The organism is Flagellimonas aurea (assembly GCF_017313785.1).
Taxonomy (GTDB): domain Bacteria; phylum Bacteroidota; class Bacteroidia; order Flavobacteriales; family Flavobacteriaceae; genus Flagellimonas; species Flagellimonas aurea.
Window position 1 is genome coordinate 163,179 of the sequence record NZ_JAFLNL010000007.1, and the last position, 24,551, is coordinate 187,729.

The 24,551-nt window shown below is 43.9% G+C and carries 23 protein-coding genes; 8 read left to right on the forward strand and 15 right to left on the reverse strand.

The features are described 5' to 3' along the window. The first annotated feature begins 69 nt into the window (after nucleotides 1-69). Together J0656_RS13260 and J0656_RS13265 are read left to right on the forward strand one after the other, a co-directional pair. Complete coding sequence (locus J0656_RS13260; protein ID WP_207034693.1) at nucleotides 70-2,721, forward strand: DUF5916 domain-containing protein; 2,652 nt, start codon at nucleotides 70-72, stop codon at nucleotides 2,719-2,721. A 71-nt stretch (nucleotides 2,722-2,792) separates the two neighbouring features. Beyond that, complete coding sequence (locus J0656_RS13265) at nucleotides 2,793-3,278, forward strand: lipocalin family protein (protein WP_207034695.1); 486 nt, start codon at nucleotides 2,793-2,795, stop codon at nucleotides 3,276-3,278. A 21-nt stretch (nucleotides 3,279-3,299) separates the two neighbouring features. Here the strand turns inward: J0656_RS13265 and J0656_RS13270 are convergent, their stop codons facing one another. The 7 genes from J0656_RS13270 to hppD all read right to left on the reverse strand — a co-directional run bounded on the left by J0656_RS13270 (nucleotide 3,300) and on the right by hppD (nucleotide 9,694). Further along, a complete protein-coding gene (locus J0656_RS13270; protein ID WP_207034697.1) occupies nucleotides 3,300-4,397 on the reverse strand; it encodes a pyridoxal phosphate-dependent aminotransferase in 1,098 nt (365 codons plus the stop codon). Between the two features lie 14 nt (nucleotides 4,398-4,411). Continuing rightward, nucleotides 4,412-4,708: a type II toxin-antitoxin system RelE/ParE family toxin gene (locus tag J0656_RS13275; protein ID WP_207034699.1), complete on the reverse strand. Its 297-nt coding sequence runs from the start codon at nucleotides 4,706-4,708 to the stop codon at nucleotides 4,412-4,414. Then, a complete protein-coding gene (locus J0656_RS13280; RefSeq protein WP_207034701.1) occupies nucleotides 4,705-4,929 on the reverse strand; it encodes a type II toxin-antitoxin system ParD family antitoxin in 225 nt (74 codons plus the stop codon). Before J0656_RS13280 ends, J0656_RS13275 begins: the two co-directional genes overlap by 4 nt. Nucleotides 4,930-4,998: 69 nt before the next feature. Then, on the reverse strand, nucleotides 4,999-5,868 hold the full coding sequence (locus tag J0656_RS13285) for a flavin reductase family protein (RefSeq protein ID WP_207034704.1): 870 nt from the start codon (nucleotides 5,866-5,868) through the stop codon (nucleotides 4,999-5,001). 132 nt (nucleotides 5,869-6,000) lie between these two features. Beyond that, complete coding sequence (gene fahA / locus J0656_RS13290; RefSeq protein WP_207034706.1) at nucleotides 6,001-7,221, reverse strand: fumarylacetoacetase; 1,221 nt, start codon at nucleotides 7,219-7,221, stop codon at nucleotides 6,001-6,003. Between the two features lie 100 nt (nucleotides 7,222-7,321). Next, complete coding sequence (locus J0656_RS13295) at nucleotides 7,322-8,479, reverse strand: homogentisate 1,2-dioxygenase (protein WP_207034708.1); 1,158 nt, start codon at nucleotides 8,477-8,479, stop codon at nucleotides 7,322-7,324. Nucleotides 8,480-8,560: 81 nt separating this feature from the next. Then, nucleotides 8,561-9,694: a 4-hydroxyphenylpyruvate dioxygenase gene (gene hppD / locus J0656_RS13300; RefSeq protein ID WP_207034709.1), complete on the reverse strand. Its 1,134-nt coding sequence runs from the start codon at nucleotides 9,692-9,694 to the stop codon at nucleotides 8,561-8,563. 174 nt (nucleotides 9,695-9,868) lie between these two features. Between hppD and J0656_RS13305 the strand changes: the two genes are divergently transcribed. Continuing rightward, nucleotides 9,869-10,324 carry a MarR family winged helix-turn-helix transcriptional regulator gene (locus J0656_RS13305; RefSeq protein WP_207034711.1) on the forward strand — a complete coding sequence of 152 codons (456 nt, stop codon included), beginning with the start codon at nucleotides 9,869-9,871 and terminating at the stop codon, nucleotides 10,322-10,324. Here J0656_RS13305 and J0656_RS13310 read toward each other — a convergent pair. Beyond that, the gene (locus J0656_RS13310; RefSeq protein ID WP_207034713.1) at nucleotides 10,312-11,049 is read right to left on the reverse strand and encodes a sulfite exporter TauE/SafE family protein; all 738 of its coding nucleotides are present in this window, start codon (nucleotides 11,047-11,049) and stop codon (nucleotides 10,312-10,314) included. The two genes, J0656_RS13305 and J0656_RS13310, sit on opposite strands and share 13 nt — an antisense overlap. 180 nt (nucleotides 11,050-11,229) lie before the next feature. Between J0656_RS13310 and J0656_RS13315 the strand changes: the two genes are divergently transcribed. Then, nucleotides 11,230-11,793 carry a hypothetical protein gene (locus J0656_RS13315; RefSeq protein ID WP_207034715.1) on the forward strand — a complete coding sequence of 188 codons (564 nt, stop codon included), beginning with the start codon at nucleotides 11,230-11,232 and terminating at the stop codon, nucleotides 11,791-11,793. A gap of 56 nt (nucleotides 11,794-11,849) precedes the next feature. On the opposite strand, the gene J0656_RS13320 is transcribed toward J0656_RS13315, so the two are convergent. The 6 genes from J0656_RS13320 to J0656_RS13345 form a co-directional block, all read right to left on the reverse strand. Continuing rightward, entirely contained in the window at nucleotides 11,850-12,464 is a 615-nt protein-coding gene (locus tag J0656_RS13320) for an SET domain-containing protein (RefSeq protein ID WP_207034717.1), read from the reverse strand. A gap of 92 nt (nucleotides 12,465-12,556) precedes the next feature. Further along, nucleotides 12,557-12,835 carry a thioredoxin family protein gene (locus J0656_RS13325; RefSeq protein WP_207034719.1) on the reverse strand — a complete coding sequence of 93 codons (279 nt, stop codon included), beginning with the start codon at nucleotides 12,833-12,835 and terminating at the stop codon, nucleotides 12,557-12,559. A 24-nt stretch (nucleotides 12,836-12,859) separates the two neighbouring features. Next, nucleotides 12,860-13,678 carry an NIPSNAP family protein gene (locus J0656_RS13330; protein ID WP_207034721.1) on the reverse strand — a complete coding sequence of 273 codons (819 nt, stop codon included), beginning with the start codon at nucleotides 13,676-13,678 and terminating at the stop codon, nucleotides 12,860-12,862. A gap of 89 nt (nucleotides 13,679-13,767) precedes the next feature. Then, nucleotides 13,768-14,952, reverse strand: coding sequence for an MFS transporter (locus J0656_RS13335; RefSeq protein ID WP_207034723.1), 1,185 nt, complete (start codon nucleotides 14,950-14,952; stop codon nucleotides 13,768-13,770). A gap of 341 nt (nucleotides 14,953-15,293) precedes the next feature. Next, entirely contained in the window at nucleotides 15,294-18,128 is a 2,835-nt protein-coding gene (gene polA, locus J0656_RS13340) for a DNA polymerase I (RefSeq protein ID WP_207034725.1), read from the reverse strand. A gap of 215 nt (nucleotides 18,129-18,343) precedes the next feature. After that, nucleotides 18,344-19,345 (reverse strand): isoaspartyl peptidase/L-asparaginase family protein, encoded by a 1,002-nt coding sequence (locus tag J0656_RS13345; RefSeq protein WP_207034727.1) that lies wholly within the window; start codon nucleotides 19,343-19,345, stop codon nucleotides 18,344-18,346. A gap of 40 nt (nucleotides 19,346-19,385) precedes the next feature. On the opposite strand from J0656_RS13345, the gene J0656_RS13350 reads away from it, so the two are divergent. Both J0656_RS13350 and J0656_RS13355 read left to right on the forward strand, forming a co-directional pair. After that, a complete protein-coding gene (locus tag J0656_RS13350) occupies nucleotides 19,386-20,105 on the forward strand; it encodes a copper homeostasis protein CutC (RefSeq protein ID WP_207034729.1) in 720 nt (239 codons plus the stop codon). A 54-nt stretch (nucleotides 20,106-20,159) separates the two neighbouring features. Beyond that, nucleotides 20,160-21,392, forward strand: coding sequence for a metallophosphoesterase (locus J0656_RS13355; RefSeq protein WP_207034731.1), 1,233 nt, complete (start codon nucleotides 20,160-20,162; stop codon nucleotides 21,390-21,392). An 8-nt stretch (nucleotides 21,393-21,400) separates the two neighbouring features. On the opposite strand, the gene J0656_RS13360 is transcribed toward J0656_RS13355, so the two are convergent. After that, entirely contained in the window at nucleotides 21,401-22,705 is a 1,305-nt protein-coding gene (locus J0656_RS13360; RefSeq protein ID WP_207034733.1) for a 3-keto-alpha-glucoside-1,2-lyase-like domain-containing protein, read from the reverse strand. Between the two features lie 145 nt (nucleotides 22,706-22,850). Here J0656_RS13360 and J0656_RS13365 point away from each other — a divergent pair, with 145 nt between their 5' ends. Both J0656_RS13365 and J0656_RS13370 read left to right on the forward strand, forming a co-directional pair. After that, nucleotides 22,851-24,119 carry a hypothetical protein gene (locus J0656_RS13365; protein ID WP_176619738.1) on the forward strand — a complete coding sequence of 423 codons (1,269 nt, stop codon included), beginning with the start codon at nucleotides 22,851-22,853 and terminating at the stop codon, nucleotides 24,117-24,119. Between the two features lie 111 nt (nucleotides 24,120-24,230). Beyond that, the gene (locus J0656_RS13370) at nucleotides 24,231-24,530 is read left to right on the forward strand and encodes a thioredoxin family protein (protein ID WP_100817192.1); all 300 of its coding nucleotides are present in this window, start codon (nucleotides 24,231-24,233) and stop codon (nucleotides 24,528-24,530) included. The last annotated feature ends 21 nt before the right edge of the window (nucleotides 24,531-24,551 follow it).

Consider the following 24,551-nt stretch of genomic DNA (forward strand, 5'->3'; position numbering starts at 1 on the left):
ATAATTTGTACTGTAACTCTATACAATTTCCTAGGTCTTTATCGTGTCAATCAATCAAAAAACGAACACGTGAGAAACGCAGCTCTGGTTTTCCTGACCCTATTCTTTATTTTTTCATCTCAAGCACAAGATTCCACTGAAGTCATTATCAAAAAAAAGTATACTACCCAATCTTTGGGCGAGTATGCGGCGCCCACTATTAATGGTATATTGGAAGACGAGGTATGGAACCTAGTTGAATGGGGCGGGGACTATATTGAGTGGCAGCCCGATGAGAATACTCCGCCATCACATCAAACCCAATTCAAAATACTTTACGATAGCAAGAACTTATACATAGGTGTGCGGTGTTTTGATGACGAGCCTGATAAAATTGTGAAGCGTTTATCCCGAAGGGACGGATTTGATGGGGACTGGGTGGAATTCAACATTGACAGTTATTTTGATAAACGTACTGCCTTCTCTTTTACCATTACGGCTGCAGGTGTTAAGGGAGATGAGTTCATATCAAACAATGGAAATAATTGGGACGAAAGTTGGAACCCCATTTGGTACGCCAAAGTAAATATTGACGATGAGGGTTGGACGGCTGAACTGCGTATTCCCTTGAGTCAATTAAAATTTAGTAGTGCCGAAGAACAGGTTTGGGGCCTGCAATCCACCAGACGTTTTTTCAGGAACGAGGAACGCTCCCTTTGGCAGCGTAAACCGGTGGACCAGCCCGGTTGGGTCAGCGAGTTTGGCGAACTGCACGGGCTACAGAACATTGAACCTCAAAAACAATTGGAGATTCAGCCTTACACCGTTGCAAAGACCGAAACCTACGAAGCGGAGGAAGGAAATCCCTTTAGGGACGGAAGCGAAAGTAACATTACTGCTGGGCTCGATGCCAAGATTGGAATCACCAATGACCTTACCTTGGATTTGACCGTCAACCCAGATTTTGGTCAAGTGGATGCAGACCCATCTGCTATTGCGTTGGATGGATTCCAGATATTTTTTCAGGAACGGCGCCCGTTTTTTGTGGAGAACAAGAACATCTTTGATTTTAGGGTGTCCCAGTCCGAAGCAGGGAACACCTTTGGCTCGGACAATATATTCTATTCCCGTAGGATAGGCAGAAGCCCACAGGGATATCCAGACACCGCAGATGGCGAGTTTGTGGACCAACCCGACAATACCCCGATTATTGGTGCAGCCAAGTTCAGTGGCAAGACCAAAGATGGATGGGCCATTGGGATGCTCGAAAGTGTGACCGCCCAACGAACCGCTACTATAATAAATGATGAAGGCGGGACTCGAAAAGAAATGGTAGAGCCCTTGACCAATTATTTTGTAGGAAGATTGCAAAAGGATTTCAATGAAAGGAATTCCTATATCGGGGGCATTTTTACAGCAACAAATAGGGAGCAGATTCCTGAACAGCTCAACTTTCTTCATGATGCCGCGTACACGGGCGGACTGGATTTTAAACATCAATGGGCCAATCGGGACTGGTATGTTGGTGGTAATATTACCATGAGCCATGTTCGAGGTAGTGAGGAGGCCATTACCAATACCCAACAATCCATTACGCACTTGTTCAATAGGGTGGGCGCGGCCCATGTTGCCGTGGATACTACAAGGACATCGCTTACGGGTACTGGAGGAAATGTGCAATTGGGCAAGGTGGGCAACGGCCACTGGAAATTTGAGTCGGGCGCCACATGGCGTTCTCCCGAACTGGAACTTAACGATATCGGGTTTCAACGTCAGGCCGACGATGTTCGCCATTATACTTGGATAGGATACCAAACCTTAAAGCCAGACAGTACTTTTAGGCGTGTGGGCATCAACTATAACCATTGGACAGCATGGGATTTTCAGGGCAACCACAATTACCTGCAATTCAATACCAATAGTTGGCAAAACTGGAAGAACAACTACCAGACCAATATCGGGTTCAATTTTGCGCCGATTGAGTATTCCAACTTCGCATTACGGGGCGGTCCTAGATTGCGACAATCTCCATGGGTGAGCTTTTGGAACAACATCAGCACCGATTACAGGAAAAAATTACGTTTTTCCTTTTTCCATAATGGACGAAGAGCCTTGGACAATTCCATAAAGAACTATTATATGGAAGGAGGGTTTGCGTACCAGCCCATTAATGCATTGCGGATTTCCGTATTCCCTTCTTTGGATATCAATCACGATAAACTCCAGTTCATAGACAATTTTGATGATGTGAATGGTTCGCCAAGATATTTGAATGGAAAAATAGATCAACGAACGTTGAGTATGTCCGTTCGACTGAACTATACCATCAATCCCAACCTGACCATTCAATATTGGGGACAGCCTTTTATTTCGAGGGGGAGATATTCCAATTTTAAACACATCACCGATCCTGTGGCCAAGGTCTTTGAGGATAGATTTGTACAATATTCGGCAGAACAAACTACTTTATCGGATGGAACCTATGCCATTGATGAAGATTTGGACGGAGTCACCGATTTTAGTTTTGATAACCCCGATTTTTCCTTTGTGCAGTTTCGTTCCAACTTGGTGATACGATGGGAGTATATTCCAGGCTCGGAAATATTTTTGGTCTGGTCTCAGGATGTGTCAAGAAATGGTGACCCTACAAATGGACTGCTATCCAGCTTGGGAGATAACATTTTTGGTCAAAAACCACAGAATATCTTCCTGCTGAAGGCTACCTATCGGTTTGTTTTGTGATAAATATTAAGTAGTAAAAATACTACAATAATGAATTGCTCGTTTTAACGATAACGTTTAAAACAAATCTCATGATAAAGAATGTTTTTACACTTTTATTGGTAGCAATCCTTTTTGCTTCTTGTTCATCCGATAATGGAGATGACTCAGGTAACAATTCTATTGTTGGTACTTGGGATATTGTGGAATTAAATTTTGGAGAATCAGTTGATTGGGATGGTGACGGAACCTCATCTGATAATTTGCTGGATGAAATAGAATGTTTTGCAGGTGCGGTAACCTTTACCGCTGAAGGAGAATATTCATCTGCAACTACCGAAATCAATTTTGAAGCTACCGAAACAGAGTTTACAATAACTTGCGGTGGCCCCGTTACTGCTTCCGGAACTTACAGCGTTGATGGTAATACATTAACCGCCACTGATGCTGAAGATGGTGGAACAGGGGAATCTACATATAGTATCTCTGGAGACACACTTACTGTTGTCGGTCCCGTGCAGATTGTTGATGTGGAAGCTGTTGATGGCGAAGCAACTGTTGTGTTAGTTAGGAGGTAGTTAAGAAAACAACAACATTCGTTAAGGAATTATTCGGTGGAATGCCCTAACGAGTGCTTCATTCGCCTCTGTATCACCAATGGTGATCCTAACCTTACCAGGAGCACCGAATTGCGAAACAGGTCGCACCATAATGCCCTGCTCCATCATCTTGTCCGTGAATTCCATCTCGGGCAATGGTGGGTCAATGATAAAAAAGTTGGCTTGACTCGGCCAGTATTTGATACCCAGTTCATCAAATGCCTTTGCAATGCATTTTCTGCCTTCCAAAACAGTTTGTACTGTTTCCTCAACGAATTCTGTATCGTTCAATGCGCCAATGGCCGCCTCAATGGAAGTCAATGGCAATAAAAAGGGTTTGTGTATCAAGCGTACGTAGTTGGCAATGGTTGCCGTCGTGTATCCGTATCCGATTCGTTGTCCTGCGAGACCATAGGTTTTGGAAAAACTGTTCAGCCCGATAACGTTGTGTCCTTCCAAGACATACGGCAATGCGGTCACATAATCTGGGGCATCCGCAAAATGGCGGTACACCTCATCAAAAACTATTACAATATTCTTTGGGACACGGGCGATAAAATCGTCCATTACCGATTTTGGAATATAGGTTCCCGTAGGATTATTGGGGCTGGTCAGGAAAATGATCTTGGTCTTCTCGGTGATGGCGCTTAAAATGCCTTCCACATTCAGTTCGTAGTTGGGAGCCAAAAGAGGAATGTCTACTTGCTTGGCACCATACCATCTGGAAAAAACAGCGTACGGCAGGAAGCAGGGGTTGGAAAAAATCACTTCGTCCCCTTCGTTGATAAAAGCGCGAAGCAGCATATCAATCACCTCTGACCCGCTATTGCCACACAAAAACTGGTCGGCACTCAACTGACCATCAAAATCTTTGACCAAGGCCTCACACAAACGAATATCGGTCTGGTCGGGGTAGATGTCAATCTTGTCCAAGGCAGCCTTCATCGCAGCAACCGCCTTTGGCGATGCTCCCAAAGGATTTTCGTTGGAGGAAAGTTTGTATATTTTTGTATTCGTCGGTGGAATGTTTTTTCCGCCTTTATAGACCTCTTTGGGTACCAAATGAGGTTTGAAAATGGATGTTATGTCTTTTTTCATTTTTTGATTTGACATCAAGTCAAGATTTTTATTAAATCCCTTCCTCCGTATAATACTCGAATGATACGTACATATCCGCGCATCTTGCGATAGAATATTACGTGTGATTTATAGGGGAAACTGAACAATTCATTCCTGATTTCCTTTCTTTCTATTCCAATATTGGGATTTTTGGCTATCACTTCGAAGTGACTGTTCATGCCGATTAAATATTCAATGGCTTGGGAAGCGCCGAATTTGAGTTCGCCATATTCGAAAATATCCTCAATATCATTATCTGCTTCTTTGGATAGAACATAGCTGGCTGTCATCCATTCTTTTTTGCCGCAATGATTTGCTCCATTGTTCTGTGGCTGTCAGGAGCATTCCAACCTTTCTCAATCTCATTTCTAAGATCATTGATAACCTTGTCCCTATACACTTTATGCAAACGTAAAGCATCGCGAATAACTTCGCTGTTGTTCTGATATTCGCCAGTTGCAACTTGTTGGGCAATATATTCTTCCTGTTTTTTTGTGAAACTGATATTCATGGCAAACCATTATTGATTCTTCAAAAATACATAAAATGTCCATATTTAGCAAAAATGGACATTTCTACGCTACATATTTTCCCCAAACAATAAATAGGCCATCGCCTTTTCGGTATTCCCATCTTCCAATAGCTGTTTGGCCAAGGTATGCAGTTCGGTTTTGGATTTATCTTGTATTCCCGCGACCTCAACAATGGTCTTAATGTCTTGTGGGGAAGGCAGTTGCTCTAAATTTCCCAATCGCCCTAAATTGTTTCCTGTAAGCACATCGCTTTCTCTAATGCCCTTGGGCAAAGCATCCACGCCAATGCCATGGGTACGGATGGGCTTTGGAATCTCAAAAAGGGATTCTTTAATCGCTCGAATGTACCAGTTGCCGCCCATACGGCCCACCAAGTCCAATTTTTCAGTGTCTAGGACATCATCCGTCAAGTAGTCGTCGTTGATGTGAATCATGTCCACTTGGGCAATGATCAAGTTTCCTGCTCCTGGGGTTTGGGCCAGTTCCACTACTTCCAAAACGGTACACTCAAAGGATACGGGAGCCTCGCCCACGCGAGGCGGTTTTACTTTGACACTGGGTACTTCGGTAAAACCTGCTTTCACAAATTCGTTCACGCCTTTCTCGTATGCCGTACTGGAAAGCGACATCTGCTCCGCCATTTTGTGGTTCACTACATTGATGACCACCTCGGGCACTTCCACCACATTTTGATGGGTATGTTTTAAAGAGTTATCCCTGCCGCTTCGAGTTGGGGAAAATACCATCACGGGCGGATTGGAACTGAAGACATTGAAAAAACTGTACGGACTCAAATTTACATTCCCTTCGGCATCTACCGTACTGGCAAAGCAAATCGGTCTTGGTGCCACAGCAGTGGATAGGATAGTATATAGTTCGGGTTGAGGTATGGTGGTTGGGTCTAAGGTTTTTATCATTTAGATTGATTTTGCGTTGTTGTTCCTGCGCTTGGGCAGGAATCGATATTGTTTTTAAAATGGTGACTGAGCGGAGCCGAAGTCACATAATATCCAAAGCCAAGTAGCTTCGGCCCCGCTCAATTACCAAAATTACATTGCAGGCAACACTTTTGTGGTCACTTTGCCAAATCCGACTCTAATATCGCCATTTTGTGCGTAACCGCTCATCGTTACCGTATCGCCATCTTCTATGAATTTTCGTTCGGAGCCATCTTTCAATTGGATGGATTTAGAGCCTCCCCAAGATAATTCAAGCATGGAGCCAAAACTGTTTTCTTCTTTGCCTGAAATGGTTCCAGAAGCCATCATATCCCCAATATTGATGTTGCAACCGTTTACCGTATGATGCGCCAATTGTTGGGCCATGTTCCAGTACATATGTTTAAAATTACTAAAGCAAACTGTGGTTTCTTCACCGTTTTCTGGTTGGATACCGACTTCTAGATTGATGTCATAATTCCTTTTACCTTCATATTTTAGATAGGGGAGGACTTCGGGTTCTTGTTTGGGGCCATTTGTTCTGAAAGGCTCCAAAGCTTCCAACGTAACCACCCATGGTGAAATGGACGATGCAAAATTCTTGGCCAAAAATGGTCCCAGCGGCACATATTCCCATTTCTGAATATCTCTGGCCGACCAATCGTTGAACAATACCAATCCAAAAATATAATTCTCGGCATCTTTAGTAGGGACAGATTCGCCCAATTGGGTTTCTTTTCCACAGATAAAACCCATCTCAAGTTCAAAATCCAACCGTTTGGTGGGACCAAAAACTGGGGAGTCCGCACCGTTGGGCATCGTTTGTCCTTTGGGCCGATGGATGGGCTGTCCGCTCACAACAATGGAACTTGCCCTGCCGTGATACCCCACGGGAATATGTTTCCAATTGGGCAATAGGGCATTTTCGGGGTCGCGGAACATTTTGCCCACATTGGTGGCGTGCTCCAAACTGGAATAAAAATCAGTGTAGTCTCCCACTGTGACGGGCATGTGCATTTGTGCCTCCGACTGTTTTACGAAAAGTTCGGACTTGCCCGCCAAAACGGACTCGTCATCCTTTAACCAATACTGAATCTTTTTGCGGACCCGCGTTGTGATTTCCTTCCCGAGGGAAATAAAATCATTCAAGGTATCCTTTTCCAGTAGTGCTGTGTTAAAATCGAACACATCCAACTCGGCCACAGCGGCCAAATCCAAAATATGTTCACCTATGGCAACACCCACTCGCGGGCTTCTGTCTTTAGTGGAAAAAATCCCAAAGGGAATATTGTGAATCGAAAAATCTGAGTTTTCAGGTATTTCTATGATCATTTAAAATTGAATTTGTCAGCTCGAGCGCAGTCGAGAGCGATACATAAGCCTTCTTTTCTCGACTGCGCTCGAAATGACAGAAGGCATTGATAAATAGAGTCTACTCCAACCATGATTTATAATACTTACCATCATCAATTTTGAGGGCGTTCTCCGTAACCTGCAATGGTTTAAAGGTATCGATCATCACGGCCAATTCTTCCGTACCCTTTTTACCAATACTCGCTTCATAGGTGCCAGGATGTGGCCCGTGTGGAATACCCGCAGGGTGCAATGAAATATACCCTGGTCCAATGCCTGTGCGGCTCATAAAATCACCATCCACGTAGTACAATACCTCATCCGAATCTATATTGGAGTGATTGTAGGGTGCTGGAATGGATTTTGGGTGATAATCATAAAGTCTTGGGCAGAAGGAACACACCACAAAAGCACCTGTCTCAAATGTTTGGTGCACTGGTGGCGGTTGATGTATGCGTCCCGTTATGGGCTCAAAATTATGAATGGAAAATCCGTAAGGATAATTGTAACCGTCCCAACCGACTACATCAAAAGGATGTGAGGCATAGACCAATTGGTGCAACATGCCCTGCTTTTTGATTTTCATCAAAAACTCTCCTTTTTCATCAAAAGTTTGAAGGTCTTGTGGCAATTTATAATCCCGCTCACAGAAAGGTGAGTGTTCCAACAATTGTCCGAACCAGTTTCGATAGCGCTTTGGGGTATAGATGGGGTGGAAGGACTCGGCATACAAAATGCGGTTGTCCTCCGTATCAAATTCGATTTGATAGATCATCCCTCGTGGAATGATGAGGTAATCCCCATATTCAAACGGAATATTCCCTAAAAAGGTTTTTAAAGTTCCCGAACCTTTGTGGATAAAGAGCATTTCGTCGGCATCGGCATTTTTGTAGAAATAGTCCGTAACGGATTTTCTGGGTGCCGCCAAGCCTACATGAACATCGTTGTTCACCAAAAGAGGTTCCCGCGATTCCAAAAAATCATCCTTTGGAGCCACATCAAAACCGATGAACTTACGACTGGTAATGTTCTTTTCCACGGCAATTTTCGGACTCACGTCCAAGGCCTTCCCAATTTCCTTGACCTGCGTAGGTCGGTGAACATGATAGGAAAGCGAGGACATCCCATCGAACCCGATAGTCCCAAAAAGCTGCTCGTAATAGAGCCCGCCGTTCGGTTTCTCGAATTGGGTATGCCTTTTTTGCGGAATTTTCCCAAGTTTATGATAGATAGGCATTGCTTTAATTTTTAGTGACAAGTATTGAGTGATACGCTCCAAATCGGAACGTAACACTTAACACTTACAATTTACAATTTATCAGTGCAATGTGCCACGAAGCTCTTGCTCACGCTCTATGGCTTCGAACAGTGCTTTAAAGTTACCTTTTCCAAACGACTGTGCACCTTTTCTTTGGATAATTTCGAAGAACATCGTTGGTCTCGGTTCTACGGGTTTGGTAAAAATTTGCAATAAATACCCTTCATCATCGCGGTCCACCAAAATGCCCAATTCTTTCAATGGGGCAATATCCTCGTCAATTTCACCAACACGGTCGGTTACCGCATCATAATAGGTTGCTGGAACACGTAGAAATTCGACTCCTCTGCTTCTAAGGTCGCGAACGGTTTGGATAATATCGTCGGTGGCAACGGCAATGTGCTGAACGCCTTCGTCTTCATAAAAATCCAAATATTCTTCTACTTGTGATTTTTTCTGTCCTTCGGCTGGCTCATTGATCGGAAATTTGATGCGTCCGTTTCCGTTGCTCATCACTTTGCTCATCAAAGCGGTGTATTCGGTGGAAATATCCTTGTCATCAAACGAAAGAATATTTTTGAATCCCAACACGTCTTCATAAAACTTTACCCAATGGTTCATTTTGTTCCACCCCACGTTGCCGACCATGTGGTCAACAAATTTTAAGCCAGTAGGCTCTGGGTTATAGTCAGGGGTTTCCCATTTTTTATAGCCAGGAAGGAATGTTCCGTTGTAATCCTTGCGTTCCACAAAAATATGGACGGTCTCGCCGTAGGTATGGATTCCTGCGCGTACCACTTTTCCATTCTTATCCTCTTCAACTTTCGGCTCCATATAGGATTTGGCACCGCGTTCCATGGCATTGTTATAAGCTATGGTGGCATCATCTACCCAAAGGGCTACGACTTTTACGCCATCCCCGTGCTTATCGATGTGTTTACCGATTTCGGTTCCACTTTTAAGGGGGGAGGTCAGCACCAATCGGATTTTGTCCTGTACTACTACATAACTTTCTCGGTCGCGTAGGCCAGTTTCCAGACCTGCTTGCGCATAGGATTGGAATCCGAAAGCGGTCTTGTAAAAGTGGGCGGCCTGTTTGGAGTTGCCAACGTACAGTTCAATATAGTCGGTACCGTTAATGGGCATAAAATCTTCGGATGTGTTTGCTTTTTTTGGGATTGTAGATGTTTCCATGGGCTCTATTTTTTTATTGTTCAGTTCTATTTTGTTGCATCAACAACAAAAATAATAATTTTGGGACACGAAAACGATTTTACCTACTCAATTTTGAGTTAAAATTTTTGATGCTCTTTGTCAATGGCATTTGTGAAAATTGGAATTCCTATTTTTGTGGCTATTCTTTGATGCATGCTCAGTCGTATAGATGAAATACAGGGGATGGGGTTCCATTTGGATTTGGTGCTCCGAAAGATTCAAAAGGCGTATTTGCGCACTTTTGATGAACTCGGGGTGGACACGACCATAGAGCAATGGGTGATTCTTTATCAAATTCATCAATTGGGCGAAGATGCGAGTCAGCGGGACATTGTAAACGAAAACTTTCGGAACAGGGCCACGACCTCACGTGTAATTGCAGGTCTGGAGCGTAAAGGCTGGATTTCCAAGACCCGTTTTGATGGCGATCAAAAACGGTTTAAGTTGGAGCTTACCCCAAAAGGACAAGAAATCCTCGACATTACCTTGCCTAGTGCCTTGGCTTTACGGAAGCTTGCCGTGAAAGATGTGGATGCATCGGAATTTGAAATCTTTTTAAAGGTTTTGGACAGAATCGGGGATAACTACGGTGAAGATCAGCCCCAATAATCGAACATCAATTTGGTGATGGTCGCCAAGCCTATCAACAAAATAAAGATCAAACTGAGCCTACGAAATTTTTCTTGGGGGATATACTTTAAAATTCTTTTCCCCAAGTAGGTGCCCACCAAGCCAATGGCGAATAAAAAGGGAAGGTACATCAACTCTTGTTTGCCAATATACCCATTGCCATAATAAACGAAGGTCCGTGAAAAATCGATCATAAAATCGATGAACGCCGAAGTAGCGATAAAAGCACTTTTTTCCAAATTAAAGGCGGCCATGGTAAGTCCGCGAATGGCCCCGCCCGTTCCTAGAAGTCCAGCCGAAAAACCCGATAGTGACCCTCCAATAATTGAATTCTTTTTGTTGGGAAGGACGACAATCTCACTTTTGATAAGGAACAGCAGACTGAAAACGACCAGAAAAACACCCAATACAATTTCAAGGACTGCACTATTGGCTATTTTGGATAGAAATCCACCGATAATGACAAAAAGCACGGACGGAACCCCGATGTAGAGCAATAATTTTTTGTCCAGTCCTTTTTTGAACAGGAAAATCTTGCTGATGTTGCTGGACAAATGAAAAATGGCCGTCATTCCCAGTACGGAGTAGAAATCAAAATAAAAATTGCCGATCGGTACAAAGAATACCGAAGAGCCAAAGCCCCCGATGGTCCCGATAATTTCGGCGATCAGGGCGAGCAGAAGAAAAATGTAGTCTACTTTCATTCGTTTGAAAGATAGTGTGGTTTGCTGTATCGTATTTGATTTTGTGTCATTTTAACCAAAATAAATCTTAAAATCAGGTTTTTGTGTTAATTGAGCATATAAACTGGATAATCTATTAGACGTCAGGGTAGGAAAACTACCCCAACTTTGTACCTGTATAACTTTTGATATACAATTGCTATGAAAAAGAATAATTTTTATCCAACAATATGGTCAACAGCACCATACACCCCGAATGTCCTTGCCGATTGGTATGGCTCGGAGAACAAAGGAGCAGAGTTGATTTTGTCCAATGAGGCTGCAACGGCTTATCATGTTTCAGAAATGACATTGAACATTACCAAGTTTTCAGCAATAGATGAACAAGGTAAAGAACATTTTATAATAGATTTTCCCGGTCAAAACCCGGTAACTTTCAAGGGTATCGCATCTGGGAGCTTTATACGTTCCAAGAGCGTTCTTTCTTTGCCCAAAGGTAAATACACAGCATTTCGTTTTTATATGGCGCAATGGGGCAATCAATTTATTTACCAAGATGGGATAGAGGAGTCTGCCAATACTTTTAATCGATTGGATTTTAATATCGAAGACGGTTTTGCAGTGGAGGAGAACAATGCTCCCGAAGTTAAATTGTGGTTTGACTTTGCTCCCTATCAGTGGAAGCGACACTTTAAACCGCTTACGGATTTGTTTATTGGGAGTAAAAGTCAAAAACCACGATTGGCCAATAGTTTTGGCAATTGATTGATTAAGCTATGAAAAGGAATGAAAAAGGCACCGTTTGGGTGCCTTTTTTATTTTTAAACGGTCCGTTCCGAAATTTCTATCGGCACACCGTAGTAAAAGTTATTGAGTATCGAGTCCATTTCTTCCCGACCCGCAACAATATTTTCGATTTTGTCCCAAAGTTCCTCTGGAAGCAGTCCGCGCAAAGGCTGTTGCTGTTTGGTAATGTTCCCAAAGACCTTTTTGATCTTGTTGTCCCAGACCTTGTAGTATTTCAATAGGTCGTCGGGGTACACGATCTTTCGTCGGGTTCCTTCGTCGGCCGCCCGAAACGGCAAAGGAATGTTCAGGTAACCGTAATCATCGGTCAATTGTTCCCCTGGGTGAATGTCCCTGATGGCAATTTCAAAATCGTAGGCCGTGGTAAGGCAGTTGGAATTGAAACTATGGTTTACGTACCTTCCGTTGTCCCAACATAAAATGTAGTTGCCCTTGTTGTTTCGAAAAGTATAGGTGTCCAATATATTTTGATAGATCGGTGCCATCTGTTGCAATTCCAAGGGAGTGAATTCTCGGTCCAATTGGTCCAATACCCATGTAACGGTTCCCGCGGGAATAAACTTTGTAGCGACCACGCCGTACCCTATTTCGTTACTGATAAAGCGTAGTTCTGTATCTGGATGAATCATTTTATATATAATGAATTTTTGAATGAAGGTATAAAATTGTTCGATCCGTAGATTGAAAATTTACAGGGGTGCGCTATGTTTCAAATTAAATGCTAACTATATTGATTTTTAGTGAGTTGATTCAGCTTATTCAGTACTTCATACACTGAAAAACTGCGGGCAAACCGATGCATTTCCTTGCTGCCCGCCTTGATGATGACCACAGGCAGCGTAAATACCATGGACTGTCCAGTAAATTCCGTTTCTTCCTCCACATCCACCACGCGAATGTTGACCTCGGGAAAGTTTTCTTGGACGGCTTCCAATAGTTTTGGTTTCAGCACCATGCAGACACCACAGGTTTTACTCGTAAAATAGATAAGTTCCATCATCTATGTTGCAATGGGGTCTTATTCCTAATAATCCGAATATTCGGTGGGGTACAACAACCAGATATCCGCATGGGACACATTGTTTTCATATTTGGACATGGCAATGAGTTCTTTCCACTCAGGAGAGTCGACAAAAGCCTCCCAATTTTTATCTCTGGTGGCCATATCGGGATGGGTGGTCATATACATTAAATTGGGCATTTTGGGCCCTGAAAGTACTTCGCCATAGAACACAGCGTTGAAACCTAATCGGTAAAAAAGTTTGACTTCCCCACCAGCGTTGAACATATCCACTTTGTTGCGATAGTATTGTTCCGTGGGCGACTCGTAGCTTCGCAGTTCGTAAATCCGTTCGGCGCGTGGACCGTCCAGATCGGGAGTTCCCATCTGCGGCATGTCCGAGAAGGCCTGCATTAGGATGGATTCTATGTGACTGTAGGGCGGATTATCGTAATTCGCATCGATGTAGGCACTGCCAGCAGCTAGGTAGGTGCTGTCCTCAAGAATTTTATTTTCCAACGCCTGAAAGTCATCCAAACTTTCAAAGGGCAATAAAACATAAGTTTTCTGCACCGTATCGGTTTCCGTGACCCTTGATTTGAACACTCCGACCTTGTCGATGCCCTGTTTTTTTACCGCAGGTATGAACGCATTTTTGAGATAGGCATCGGTAGCGTTGACCTGCTCTTCGGAGCCAAAAGAGTAGATTTTAAGTTGATAAAACTCCCGTTGCTCCTCTGTCGATTCGGGGATTTCTGCATTGGCAGTGGTTTCGGGATTTGGATTGCCGCAGCTTGCTATGGCCAATGCGACCAAAAGCATGATTAGTTTAATAATTTTCATCTTAGTCCAGTTTAGTTTGATAGGATATGGTCTTTTGTTTCAAAAATGACATTTCAAGATAGGGATTTATTTGATCACAGCGGGAATGATCATCTACTGACAGATGGTTTGCTTTTAAAGGCCAGCGCCATCAGACCAAGAAGCGGTCCCAAAGCCAAAATCATGTACACCGAATTGGAACTTGTCCACGTTCGCATTTCATTCAGCAATTGAATACTGAAAATGGTAATGGCAAAACCTACGCAGTTTATAATGGTGAGCGCCGTTCCTTTTATTTCCGTGGATGCATTTTGTGCTACAAGGGTGGAAAACAACGGTGAATCTGCAATGACCACCATCCCCCAAAAGATGAGAAAAGCAACAAAAAGCACGTCGGATTCTTGACCAAATAGCAAAGGGGAAACCAAACAGCAAAAACACGAAAGTAGGAGTGCCATAAATGCCACTTTTTTGGTCCCGATGGATTGGGCGAGATACCCGCCTAAAACACAGGCCAATCCTCCGATTCCTATGATCAGAAAGGACAGGAAAGGAATATTGAACTTGGTTTGTGGATGCAACAGGGCGTAGGTCTGCAGCATGATGGGAACGAAGGCCCAAAATGCGTAGAGTTCCCACATATGCCCAAAATACCCGAAAGCTGCCGAGCGGAAGCTTTTGTTCTGAAATACGTTTAAAAAAGCGGACAATTGTAATTGTTGACTTTGTTTACGGTATGGCCCGTTGGGAACAAGCGTGACCATTAAAGTTCCACCCAATAGGGATAGGAACGAGGTTGAAACTATAACGGCTTTCCAAGAAAAGGTATCGGTCATTTCTTTTAACAAATGCGGAAATGCAGTGCCTACCACGAGCGCACCAACCAAATATCCCAGTGATTTTCCGAGACCTTTTTCAAAATAGTCTGCCGCTATTTTCATTCCTACGGGATAGATGCCCGCGAGGAAAAAGCCCGTAAAAAACCGAAAGGAGAGGAGACTCCCTAAGCTGTTATCTTCCCAAACCACCCCCAAATTGAAAAGTGCTCCCAAAACAGCACAGGAAAAAAATACCTTGGATGGGGAAAACCTATCCGCAATGGATAAAATGGCAAAGACCAAGGTGCCGACGATAAAACCAAACTGGACCGCAGAAGTCAGGTGGCCTATCGCACTTTCGTTTAACCCAAACGTGGCCACCAAATTGCGCATAACCCCATTGCCCGCAAACCAAAGCGAAGTACAGCAAAACTGCGACAACACGATGATGGGGAGGATGCGTTTGGAGGGTTTCATCTCATTGTTTCTAATAAAAGATTTAACTGCGAAACCTTAATCTGATGACAATAGAAAAAAGAATATTGATAACAATATGTATAATCGGAAATAATATGATAAACCATAAACTTCTAATGCCATATTCGTCGTGACCGATAAAGGGAGGATTGCCATAAATCAAATAAAAAGTATATATAATGAACAATAAAGTATTTAACCCAAAAGATAATTTGTTGTTCTTCCATTTTGATAGCATGGGAACATTGATAATCCATAGGATTCCAATGACGAGAACAATCAAAACGAAAAGGTATGCCAAAACCATCATGTGAAAAGTAGTTTAACTTACTTCTTTAATATCAATGCGCCTCCAACCAATTCTCACCGATACCCACTTCCACATCCAAAGGAACGGACAGCTTATAGGCGTTTTCCATTTCGGACTTGATGAGCTTTTTCATTTCCTCCAGTTCGGGCTTGTAGCAATCGAACACCAATTCATCATGTACCTGCAACAACATTTTGGTCTTGTATTTACCTTCGGAAAGCTTTTTATGGATGTTGATCATCGCAATCTTGATGATGTCCGCAGCACTCCCCTGAATGGGGGCGTTCACCGCGTTTCGTTCCGCAGCCCCGCGCACCACTTGGTTCCCCGCATTAATGTCCTTTAAATACCTGCGACGGCCCAACACCGTTTGCACATAGCCATTATCACGGGCAAAATCGACCTGTTCGCTCATGTAATTGCGCAACTTGGGGTAGGTCTTGTAATAGGTATCAATAAGTTCCTTCGCCTCTGAACGGCTCAAATCTGTTTGGTTGCTCAATCCAAAAGCAGACACCCCGTAAATGATCCCGAAGTTGACCGTTTTGGCATTGCTACGCTGTTCGCGGGTCACTTCGTCAATCGGTACGTTAAAAACCCTGGATGCGGTGGAAGCGTGAATATCCTCTCCATTTTTAAAAGCGGAGATCATGGTGTCCTCTTCGCTCAAGGCGGCAATAATACGCAACTCTATCTGTGAGTAATCCGCAGCCAAGAGCACATAGTTTTCATCCCGTGGGATAAAGGCCTTCCGCACCTGTCTGCCACGTTCGGTTCGGATGGGTATATTCTGAAGGTTCGGGTTGTTGCTGCTCAAACGGCCCGTAGCGGCAACGGTTTGCATATAATCGGTATGTACGCGGCCTGTTTTTTCCTGAACCTCGTTCGGCAGGGCATCCACGTAAGTGCTTTTTAGCTTGGCCAATCCACGGTAGTCCAACACGTTTTGGATGATTTTGTGGTCCTTGGCCAAGTAGGAGAGCACATCTTCCGAAGTGGAAAACTGGCCCGTTTTGGTTTTTTTGGGTTTGTCCACCAGCTTGAGCTTATCAAATAGGATGTCCCCCAATTGTTTGGGAGAGGCAATGTTGAATTCCTCGCCCGCTTCTTTATAAATACTTTGCTCCAGTTCCTTGATGTCCTTGTCCAACTGCTCCGAAAGTCCGCCCAGATAATCCTTGTCCAGATTGATGCCTTCCAATTCCATATCCGCCAACACGCGAAGCAACGGGATTTCAATTTCAGAGAACAGTTTATCCGTATGGGCATCTTTGAGCTCTGGCGTAAATTTTAGCCCCAATTGAAATGTAACATCGGCATCTTCCACCGCATATTCCGTTTGTTTTTCCAAAGGAACGTCCCGCATATTGAGCTGATTTTTGCCTTTTTTGCCAATGAGCTCTGTTATGGAAATGGGCGTATAGTTGAGGTACGTTTCTGCCAATACGTCCATATTATGGCGCATATCGGGGTTGATGAGGTAGTGGGCCAGCATGGTATCGAACAGTTTGCCCTTGACCTCTACGCCGTAGTTTTTCATCACTTTGATATCGTACTTGAGGTTTTGTCCCACTTTTTCAATGGCTTCGGATTCAAAAAACGGACGCAGTTTTTCAATCAAAGGTCTTGCATCGTTCTCATTGTCTGGGAAGGGCACATAAAACCCTTTGCCTGGCGACCAACTAAAGGCAATCCCGACCAATTCGGCTTCCAACGGATTGAGGGACGTGGTCTCCGTATCAAAACATACCGAAGGTTGTTTCATCAGCATGTCCATAAAAAGTTCCATGCCCAGACCATCTTGCACATTCTGATAAAAATGGGGCACATCGCCAATCGTCATTCGGCTGTTCACATCTTTGATGGTGGCCGCCGCTTCGGAAGGGTCACCGCCAAATAGGGTAAACTGACCGCTTCCCGCCACTTTGGCTTCTTCTTTGGCCGTTTTGGTATTGGTCACTTGGGTACTGGCTTCCGCCTCGCCCGTAAATATTTTGATGAATTGGTCTTTCAGTCTGCGGAATTCAAGTTCTTCAAAAATCTCTTGGACTTTTTCGGCATCGGGCGGACACATTTCGTAATCCTCCGCATGGAATTGTACATCGCAATCCGTTTTGATCTCTGCCAATTTTCTGGACAATCGTCCCAACTCGGCATTCTCTTCCACCTTCTCCTTCATCTTGCCCTTGAGCTTTTCGGTATTGGCCAACAAACCTTCCATGGAATCGAACTGCTCAATAAATTTTTTGGCCGTTTTGTCGCCTACACCTGGGAGTCCTGGAATATTGTCACTGGCATCTCCCATCATCCCCAAATAATCGATTACCTGTTCGGGACGCTTAACACCGAAACGTTTCTGTACTTCGGGGATGCCCCAAATTTCGATACCGTTGCCCATTCGGGCGGGGCGGTACATAAAAATGTTTTCGCTCACCAACTGACCAAAATCCTTGTCGGGCGTGACCATAAACACCTTGTAATTCTCCTTTTCGGCCTGTTTGGCCAAGGTACCGATAAGGTCATCCGCTTCGTAACCTTCCAATTCCACCACGGGAATTTTCATGGCCTCCAAAATTTGTTGGATATAGGGCACGGCGATACGAATGGCATCGGGCGTTTCATCACGGTTTGCTTTATAGTCCTCGAACATTTCCACACGTTCCACACTGCCTCCTTTATCAAAAGCAACCGCCAAATGGTCGGGCTGTTCGCGTTTGATCACATCAAAAAGGGAATTCATAAACCCCATAATGGCAGAGGTGTCCATTCCCTTGGAATTGATTCTTGGGTTTTTGATGAGGGCGTAGTAGCCGCGAAAAATAAGCGCATAGGCGTCTAGTAGGAAAAGTCTTTTTTGGTCGGACATTTTATTCGGTTAATAATGTTCAATAAACAGTTAGCAGTGCCCAAAATAAAGTTGGGGGATTAAAAGTACGAATTGCGATTAAAAGATGTGAGAATTGAGATAATTAGATTTGAGAAGGCAGCTTTAAAAGATACAAGATACCAGAGTCAAGGCATCTTGATTCCAGGAGCAAAGCGGTCTTGATTCTTTCATCTAACATCGCAGCGGTCTTATGCCTATTCATAAAAACTGGTCACTTCACGGTTTTCGTGCCCGTTCTCGGAATACTCCCGATACGTAAACCCAGGGTGCACGCAGTAACCGCCCGTTTCCCCATTTTTGTTGATGGCCAAGAACCCGATTTGGAAATCTTTTCGGCCCTCGTTTTTCTTCATGATGCGTTTTACACCTTCCTCACAGGCTTCTTGCGGACTTTTTCCTTGACGCATGAGTTCCACGATCAAAAAACTGCCCACGGTACGGATGACTTCCTCACCAACTCCTGTGGCCGTGGCACCGCCCACCTCGTTATCGATGAAAAGTCCCGCGCCAATAATGGGGGAGTCACCAACGCGCCCAGCTACTTTGTAGGCCATGCCGCTGGTGGTGCATGCTCCCGCAATGTCCCCGTTGTCGTCTATGGCTAGCATGCCAATGGTATCGTGGTTTTCTATGTTGATAGTGGTCTCGTATTTGGAGGTTTTTAGCCACTCTTCGTATTGTTTTCGTGTACTTTCGGTAAACAGGTCTTCTTTTTTAAAACCTTGTTCGTAGGCAAATTTTTCGGCACCCTTGCCTGCTAAAATGATGTGAGGTGTTTCTTCCATCACCTTTCGGGCCACGGAAACGGGGTGCACAATGTTCTGCATGCAGACCACGGAACCGCAATTGCCATCTTTGTCCATTATGCAGGCATCCAAAGTCACGTTGCCATCACGATCGGGACGACCGCCTTTGCCCACGGTCTCATTGGTTTCGTCAGCTTCTTCGACCCTAACTCCCTGTTCCACGGCATCAAGGGCGTTGCCACCCGATTTTAAGACTTCCCAGGCCTTTTCTGTGGCGTTAAAAAAGTTCCAGGTGCAGACCACAATCGGTTTTACAGCGGTTTGTGCAGAAATGGTGGAAGCTGGGGCAACTTCGGGCTTTGTGTCCGTTTTACAGGCGACCAATGTGGAGGCGGAAACCAGTCCAGCAGCAGACAGACTGGAATTTTTGATGAATTTGCGTCGTTCCATGGGTTGGTATGTTTAATTTTAAGGGTTATAAAGATACAATATGATCGTAGAAGTGTGTGCCAATTCCTTGGAATCGGCAAGGAATGCCGAAAGGGCAGGAGCGAATCGAATTGAACTTTGTTCGGAGCTTGGTGTTGGCGGTGTTACCCCATCCGCAGGATTGATTCAATTGGTGAAAAGGGAGTTGTCCATTCCCGTTCATGTTCTAATTCGTCCGAGGGGCGGACATTTTACGTATTCCGATGCTGAATTTGAAGTGATGAAGGCCGATATCTTGGCATGTAAGGCCCTAGGAGTGCATGGTATTGTTTCGGGGATTTTGATGGATGATTTTTCGTTGGATGTTGAACGAACAAAAACTTTGGTGGAATTGGCCAAGCCGATGCATTTTACCTTTCATCGTGCGTTTGATTGGGTGGCCGAACCTTTGGAAGCCATCCAACAGCTTGAAGCGATTGGGGTTCAGACCATTTTAACTTCTGGCGGCGAACCATCCGCAGAAAAAGGAATCAAAAATTTGGAGTTTTGGCAACAAAAAACACCCATGACCATCATGGCAGGAGGGGGAGTATCACCAGGGAACGCATCAAAATTTAAAGACATTGGCCTCCGTGCCATACATTGTTCGGGTACGTCCTTCGGAAATCCGATTGCGCTGGATGGGAAAATCAGTATGAACTCCGCCAAACATTTAGTGGAAGATGAGGTGGCCGTTTCGAATTTGGAAACACTGACCTCGATTGTTCGAGCCGTTAAATAATAGTAAAAAGCACTGCTAAAAAGCAGATTAGCTCTAATTTTGTAAAAAAATTGTATGTCCCGATTTATCATTTTGGCAATTCTTTACTTGGTGTTGGCCGTCTACGGTTTTCAAGCATTCCGTACGCTTTTCAAGAGTCCGTTGATGCATTGGGCCTACATTGTACTGTTTTTGGGTGCCTTGATTTTTTTGACCATCAAGGTTATGACCTATGACGAGGGGGATGGATTTAAAGGAACTGCTGCCATTGCAGGCACCATTTTCGCTGCATTCTTTTTATTGGCCCTGGTGTTGGGGTTCTTCCTGTTGTTGGAGGATATTGTAAGGCTGTTGGGCTTCGGTTACAATAAAATTGTAGGTGTTTCCAATCCTGATGCAGGGTATTTTCCATCACGCAGAAAATTTATAAGTGGCATTGCGCTCGGTTTGGCGGCCTTGCCTTTTGGAGCGTTGTTGTATGGAATGTACCGTGGAAAATACAACTATCAGGTGTTGAAGTATGAGCTGGAATTTGATGACTTGCCCGATGCTTTCCACAATTATCAGATTACCCAGATTTCTGATGTGCACAGCGGTAGTTTTGACGATTACCAGAAAGTTGAATATGGGGTAAATCTTGTAAATGAACAGAAGAGCGACGTCATTTTTTTTACAGGTGATATCGTGAACCTAAAGTCCGATGAGCTGGAACCATGGAAAGAGATTTTCTCCCGTCTGGATGCCAAGGATGGTGTATACTCCATTTTGGGCAACCACGATTATGGGGATTACGCCGTTTGGGATACGGAGGAAGACAAGGAAGAGAATTTGGAATATCTCAAGACCATGCAAAAGGACATGGGTTTTGATCTGCTCTTGAATTCGAATCGGTTTTTGGAAAAGAATGGGGATAAGATTGCACTGGTAGGAGTGGAGAACTGGGGCCGCGGCGGATTTAAGAAGGCGGGTGACCTCCAAAAGGCCAAAGAAGGTGTTTCTCCCGAAGATTTTAAAATATTATTGAGCCATGATCCTTCCCATTGGGAAGATGTGGTGATCCATGACGACTACCATTTCCATTTGACCTTGAGCGGACACACCCACGGCATGCAGTTCGGGGTGGAAATTCCAGGTTGGGTAAAGTGGAGCCCCGTTAAATGGCGTTACAAATATTGGGCGGGCATTTATAAAGAATTGGGACAGTTCATCAACGTGAACCGAGGTTTCGGATTTATTGGATACCCGGGCCGTTTTGGAATTTGGCCCGAGATATCCGTAATCACTTTGAAGAAGAAGGGATTGGCCTAAGTACAGGGTCACTTCAACCAATTGAAGACATCTTGCATAAATTCTTGGCATTGATAATCGTCCACGCCTTCCCAACTGGTCATATAAAGTGAAACCATGGCTTCGCCCATGACCACTAGTTTTCCTCCTTTTTTGGTCTTCACGTAGGCAGCAGCAGGATAAGCCTCACCCAATTCATCTCCATAAACAAAAGGAGTTCCACCGATTACTTTTCTGGCCTCATGATAGGATATTTTTAATGGCTCTTCGTGTATTTCCCCTTTTATGGTATGGCCGCCCGGTAGTTTATCGGGTATGGCATCTCCATATTGGATGCCGTAGGGCGCGATGAGGTCGTTAACATTTGTGTCGCTCAACGATGACCAATACTCACTGTCCATAATGATAAATAAACTTCCGCCCGCATCAATAAACTTGTGGATGGCCTTGACCTCTTTTTCGGTGTACTGTTTTTTGGGAATGTGGATGTAAAGGATATCAGTATCCGACAACATCTTTGAATCTATTTCGGTTTTCGCATAATCCACTGTGGCGTTGATGGCTCTTGCTGTTTTGTAGAGTTCCTCTGTCATCATATAGACCCGACCGATTTTCTCATTCTCCAATTCCATGGATTTGGGGTCGTTCCAAAACACCTGATCATGCGCAACATCCATCAAAATATGAGTGTAATCATTCATTGTGTTCCGCTTTATGGAAATGTTTTTGAACCAGCCTTCACTGCTTTCGCCTACCCAAAGCCCAATTTTTCCGTGACCACTGACATTGATCTGTTCTTCGACCGTAAAAGTGGGAGTGGTTGAACCATTGACATAAACTTCCACTTTGGGATAATGGATTTCCAGTTTTACGTGGAACCAGTCATCTGGGGCAGGAGCGGGGTCGATATAGGTCTCATATTTTCCTGGGTGGTTTTCTCGCAAGGTTTTCCACTCCAGATGCGGCATGGCGATATACTGTACCATGTGCTCTCGCCTATTTTGATTCTGAAAGTTGAAGGGCCTGAAGTAAACGGCATCAAAAATGGAATTGTCCTTCCCGTTAAAGGCCACTCCAACAAAACTTGCTCCGGGCTTGTTCCTTCCTTTGATGTCGAGTTCAATGGTCCCGTTCTGAAAATCGGAACCTTTCAGCCATAAAACGCCATCCCCGGGTTTACCGTTCAAATGAATGACCCCGTTGTCAAAATCGACTTCCCTATTGTGGACTTCCCAATTTTTAGGATCATCAAGATTTTTGATGGTTTGCCCTAGAACGGAAAAAGAAATGGTCAATAAGAAAATGGATAATAAACATGTTTTTAAGGATTTCATTGTGTTTGTTTTTTGATTGAAATCCAAAACTAGCGCGGAACAAGGCTTGATGAGCAAGCAAAAGCCGATCAAATCGAGTTCAAAATTCGGTCATTTACCGAAAACCGAACAATTTTGGGCGAATATTAATATCTTCGAGTATGCTATGAAAAGCCCTGATAATTACCATATCGAATTGTGCATAAAATTGCTCGAAGAGAAATTTTCCTTCGGCAATGGGCACGGATATACCCAGAAGGATTTGGAACAGCTTTCCTCCTATATTGAGGAGCACACCGGGTACTATATCAGTTTGTCCACTTTAAAACGGGTGTGGAAGGGCACTTATAAAACACAGCCCCAAATTGCCACCTTGAACGCCCTTGTGGAAGTGCTCGGTTATAAAAACTGGCAGGATTTTAAAATTCAGCATCAAAAAGCCAAGGTTGAAGAAGAGGAAGGAGCAAAGAGAAGCAGATGGCCCTTTTATTTGGGAGTATCGGTAGTGGCGATTATTTTGACGGTGATCGTGTTTTCTTTTGGAGAAAGTGGGGCATCAAACGTAAAAATTAAGGGGCCCGTGAGTTTTAGTACGGATAAAACGGTTGCCAAAGGCGTTCCGAATACGTTTATTTTCGAGTATGACCTGAGCCATGTGGAAGCCGATAGTTTTTTTATCCAACAATCTTGGAATGCCTGGCGCAAGGAAGAAATCGACCCCAAAAAGGAGGTGTATGCTTCAACCTATTATGAAAGTGGTTTCCATCGAGCCAAATTGATTGCCAATGATGAGGTGGTCGCCACCCAAGCGGTCCATATTTTAAGCGATGGCTGGGAGCCACATGTTTATTACTCTGAAGCCGACGACAGATTCATCGATTTTAAGGGCGAGACATTTGTAAAGGATGGAAGATTGCATCTGCCTATCGAGCTGCTGAAAAAACGAGGTTTGGATACTTCCCGCTACTTTATGTCCCGCATTTCGCATAGCGATGACTATGGGGTCTCTTCCAATAACTTTGGATTCAAAACAAAAATCAAAGTGGACAAGGCATTGGAATCCAACTGTCCGTGGGTAAATGTTTTATTGATTACCACCGAGCATGTATTTTCGGCTAAGCTTGTCCGCAACGGCTGTGAAACGGGGGCCAGCTATAAATTGGGTGAAATTTACAAGTCCGGGAAGGACAATAACCTGTCCAAATTGGGAACTGACCTTTATAAATGGAATGATTTGGAGATAAAGGTCGAGGGAAAGAAGGCCACCCTTTTGTTGAATGGGAAGAAAATATATTCTGAAAATTACCAGGAGGACCTTGGAAACATTGTAGGTCTTTCCTATGTGTTTGAGGGAACCGGGTCCATTGATTTTGTTGAACTTACCGATGAAAAGGGAAAAGTAGTTTTCCAGGACGATTTTGAACTTTATGAGTAATGGAATTATGATGGCGCCCATCACAATTTAGTGTGAAGCAATGTCCAAAGCGTTGAAAGGCTGTAAAACATTCAACTTTTTTCTTATTTTTGACTGTAAACCTTAGAATACATGTCCAAATTCGGAGAACTTATAGATTTACAGGTCCCAGTTTTACTAGACTTTTATGCGGAATGGAACGAACAGTCCACCTCTATGCACCCAGTGTTGAGCGATGTAGCCGCTGCTCTTGGCGATAAGGGAAAGGTGATAAAAATCGATGTGGACAAGAACAAGGAACTTTCACAGGCACTCCGTATCAAAGGGCTGCCAACTTTAATGATATACAAAAAAGGAGAGATGGTCTGGCGACAGAGCGGAGAGCAAGATGCCAATACCCTGATCGGAATCTTAAATGAATATATTCAATAAAAAAAGCGAGGTTTTATCCTC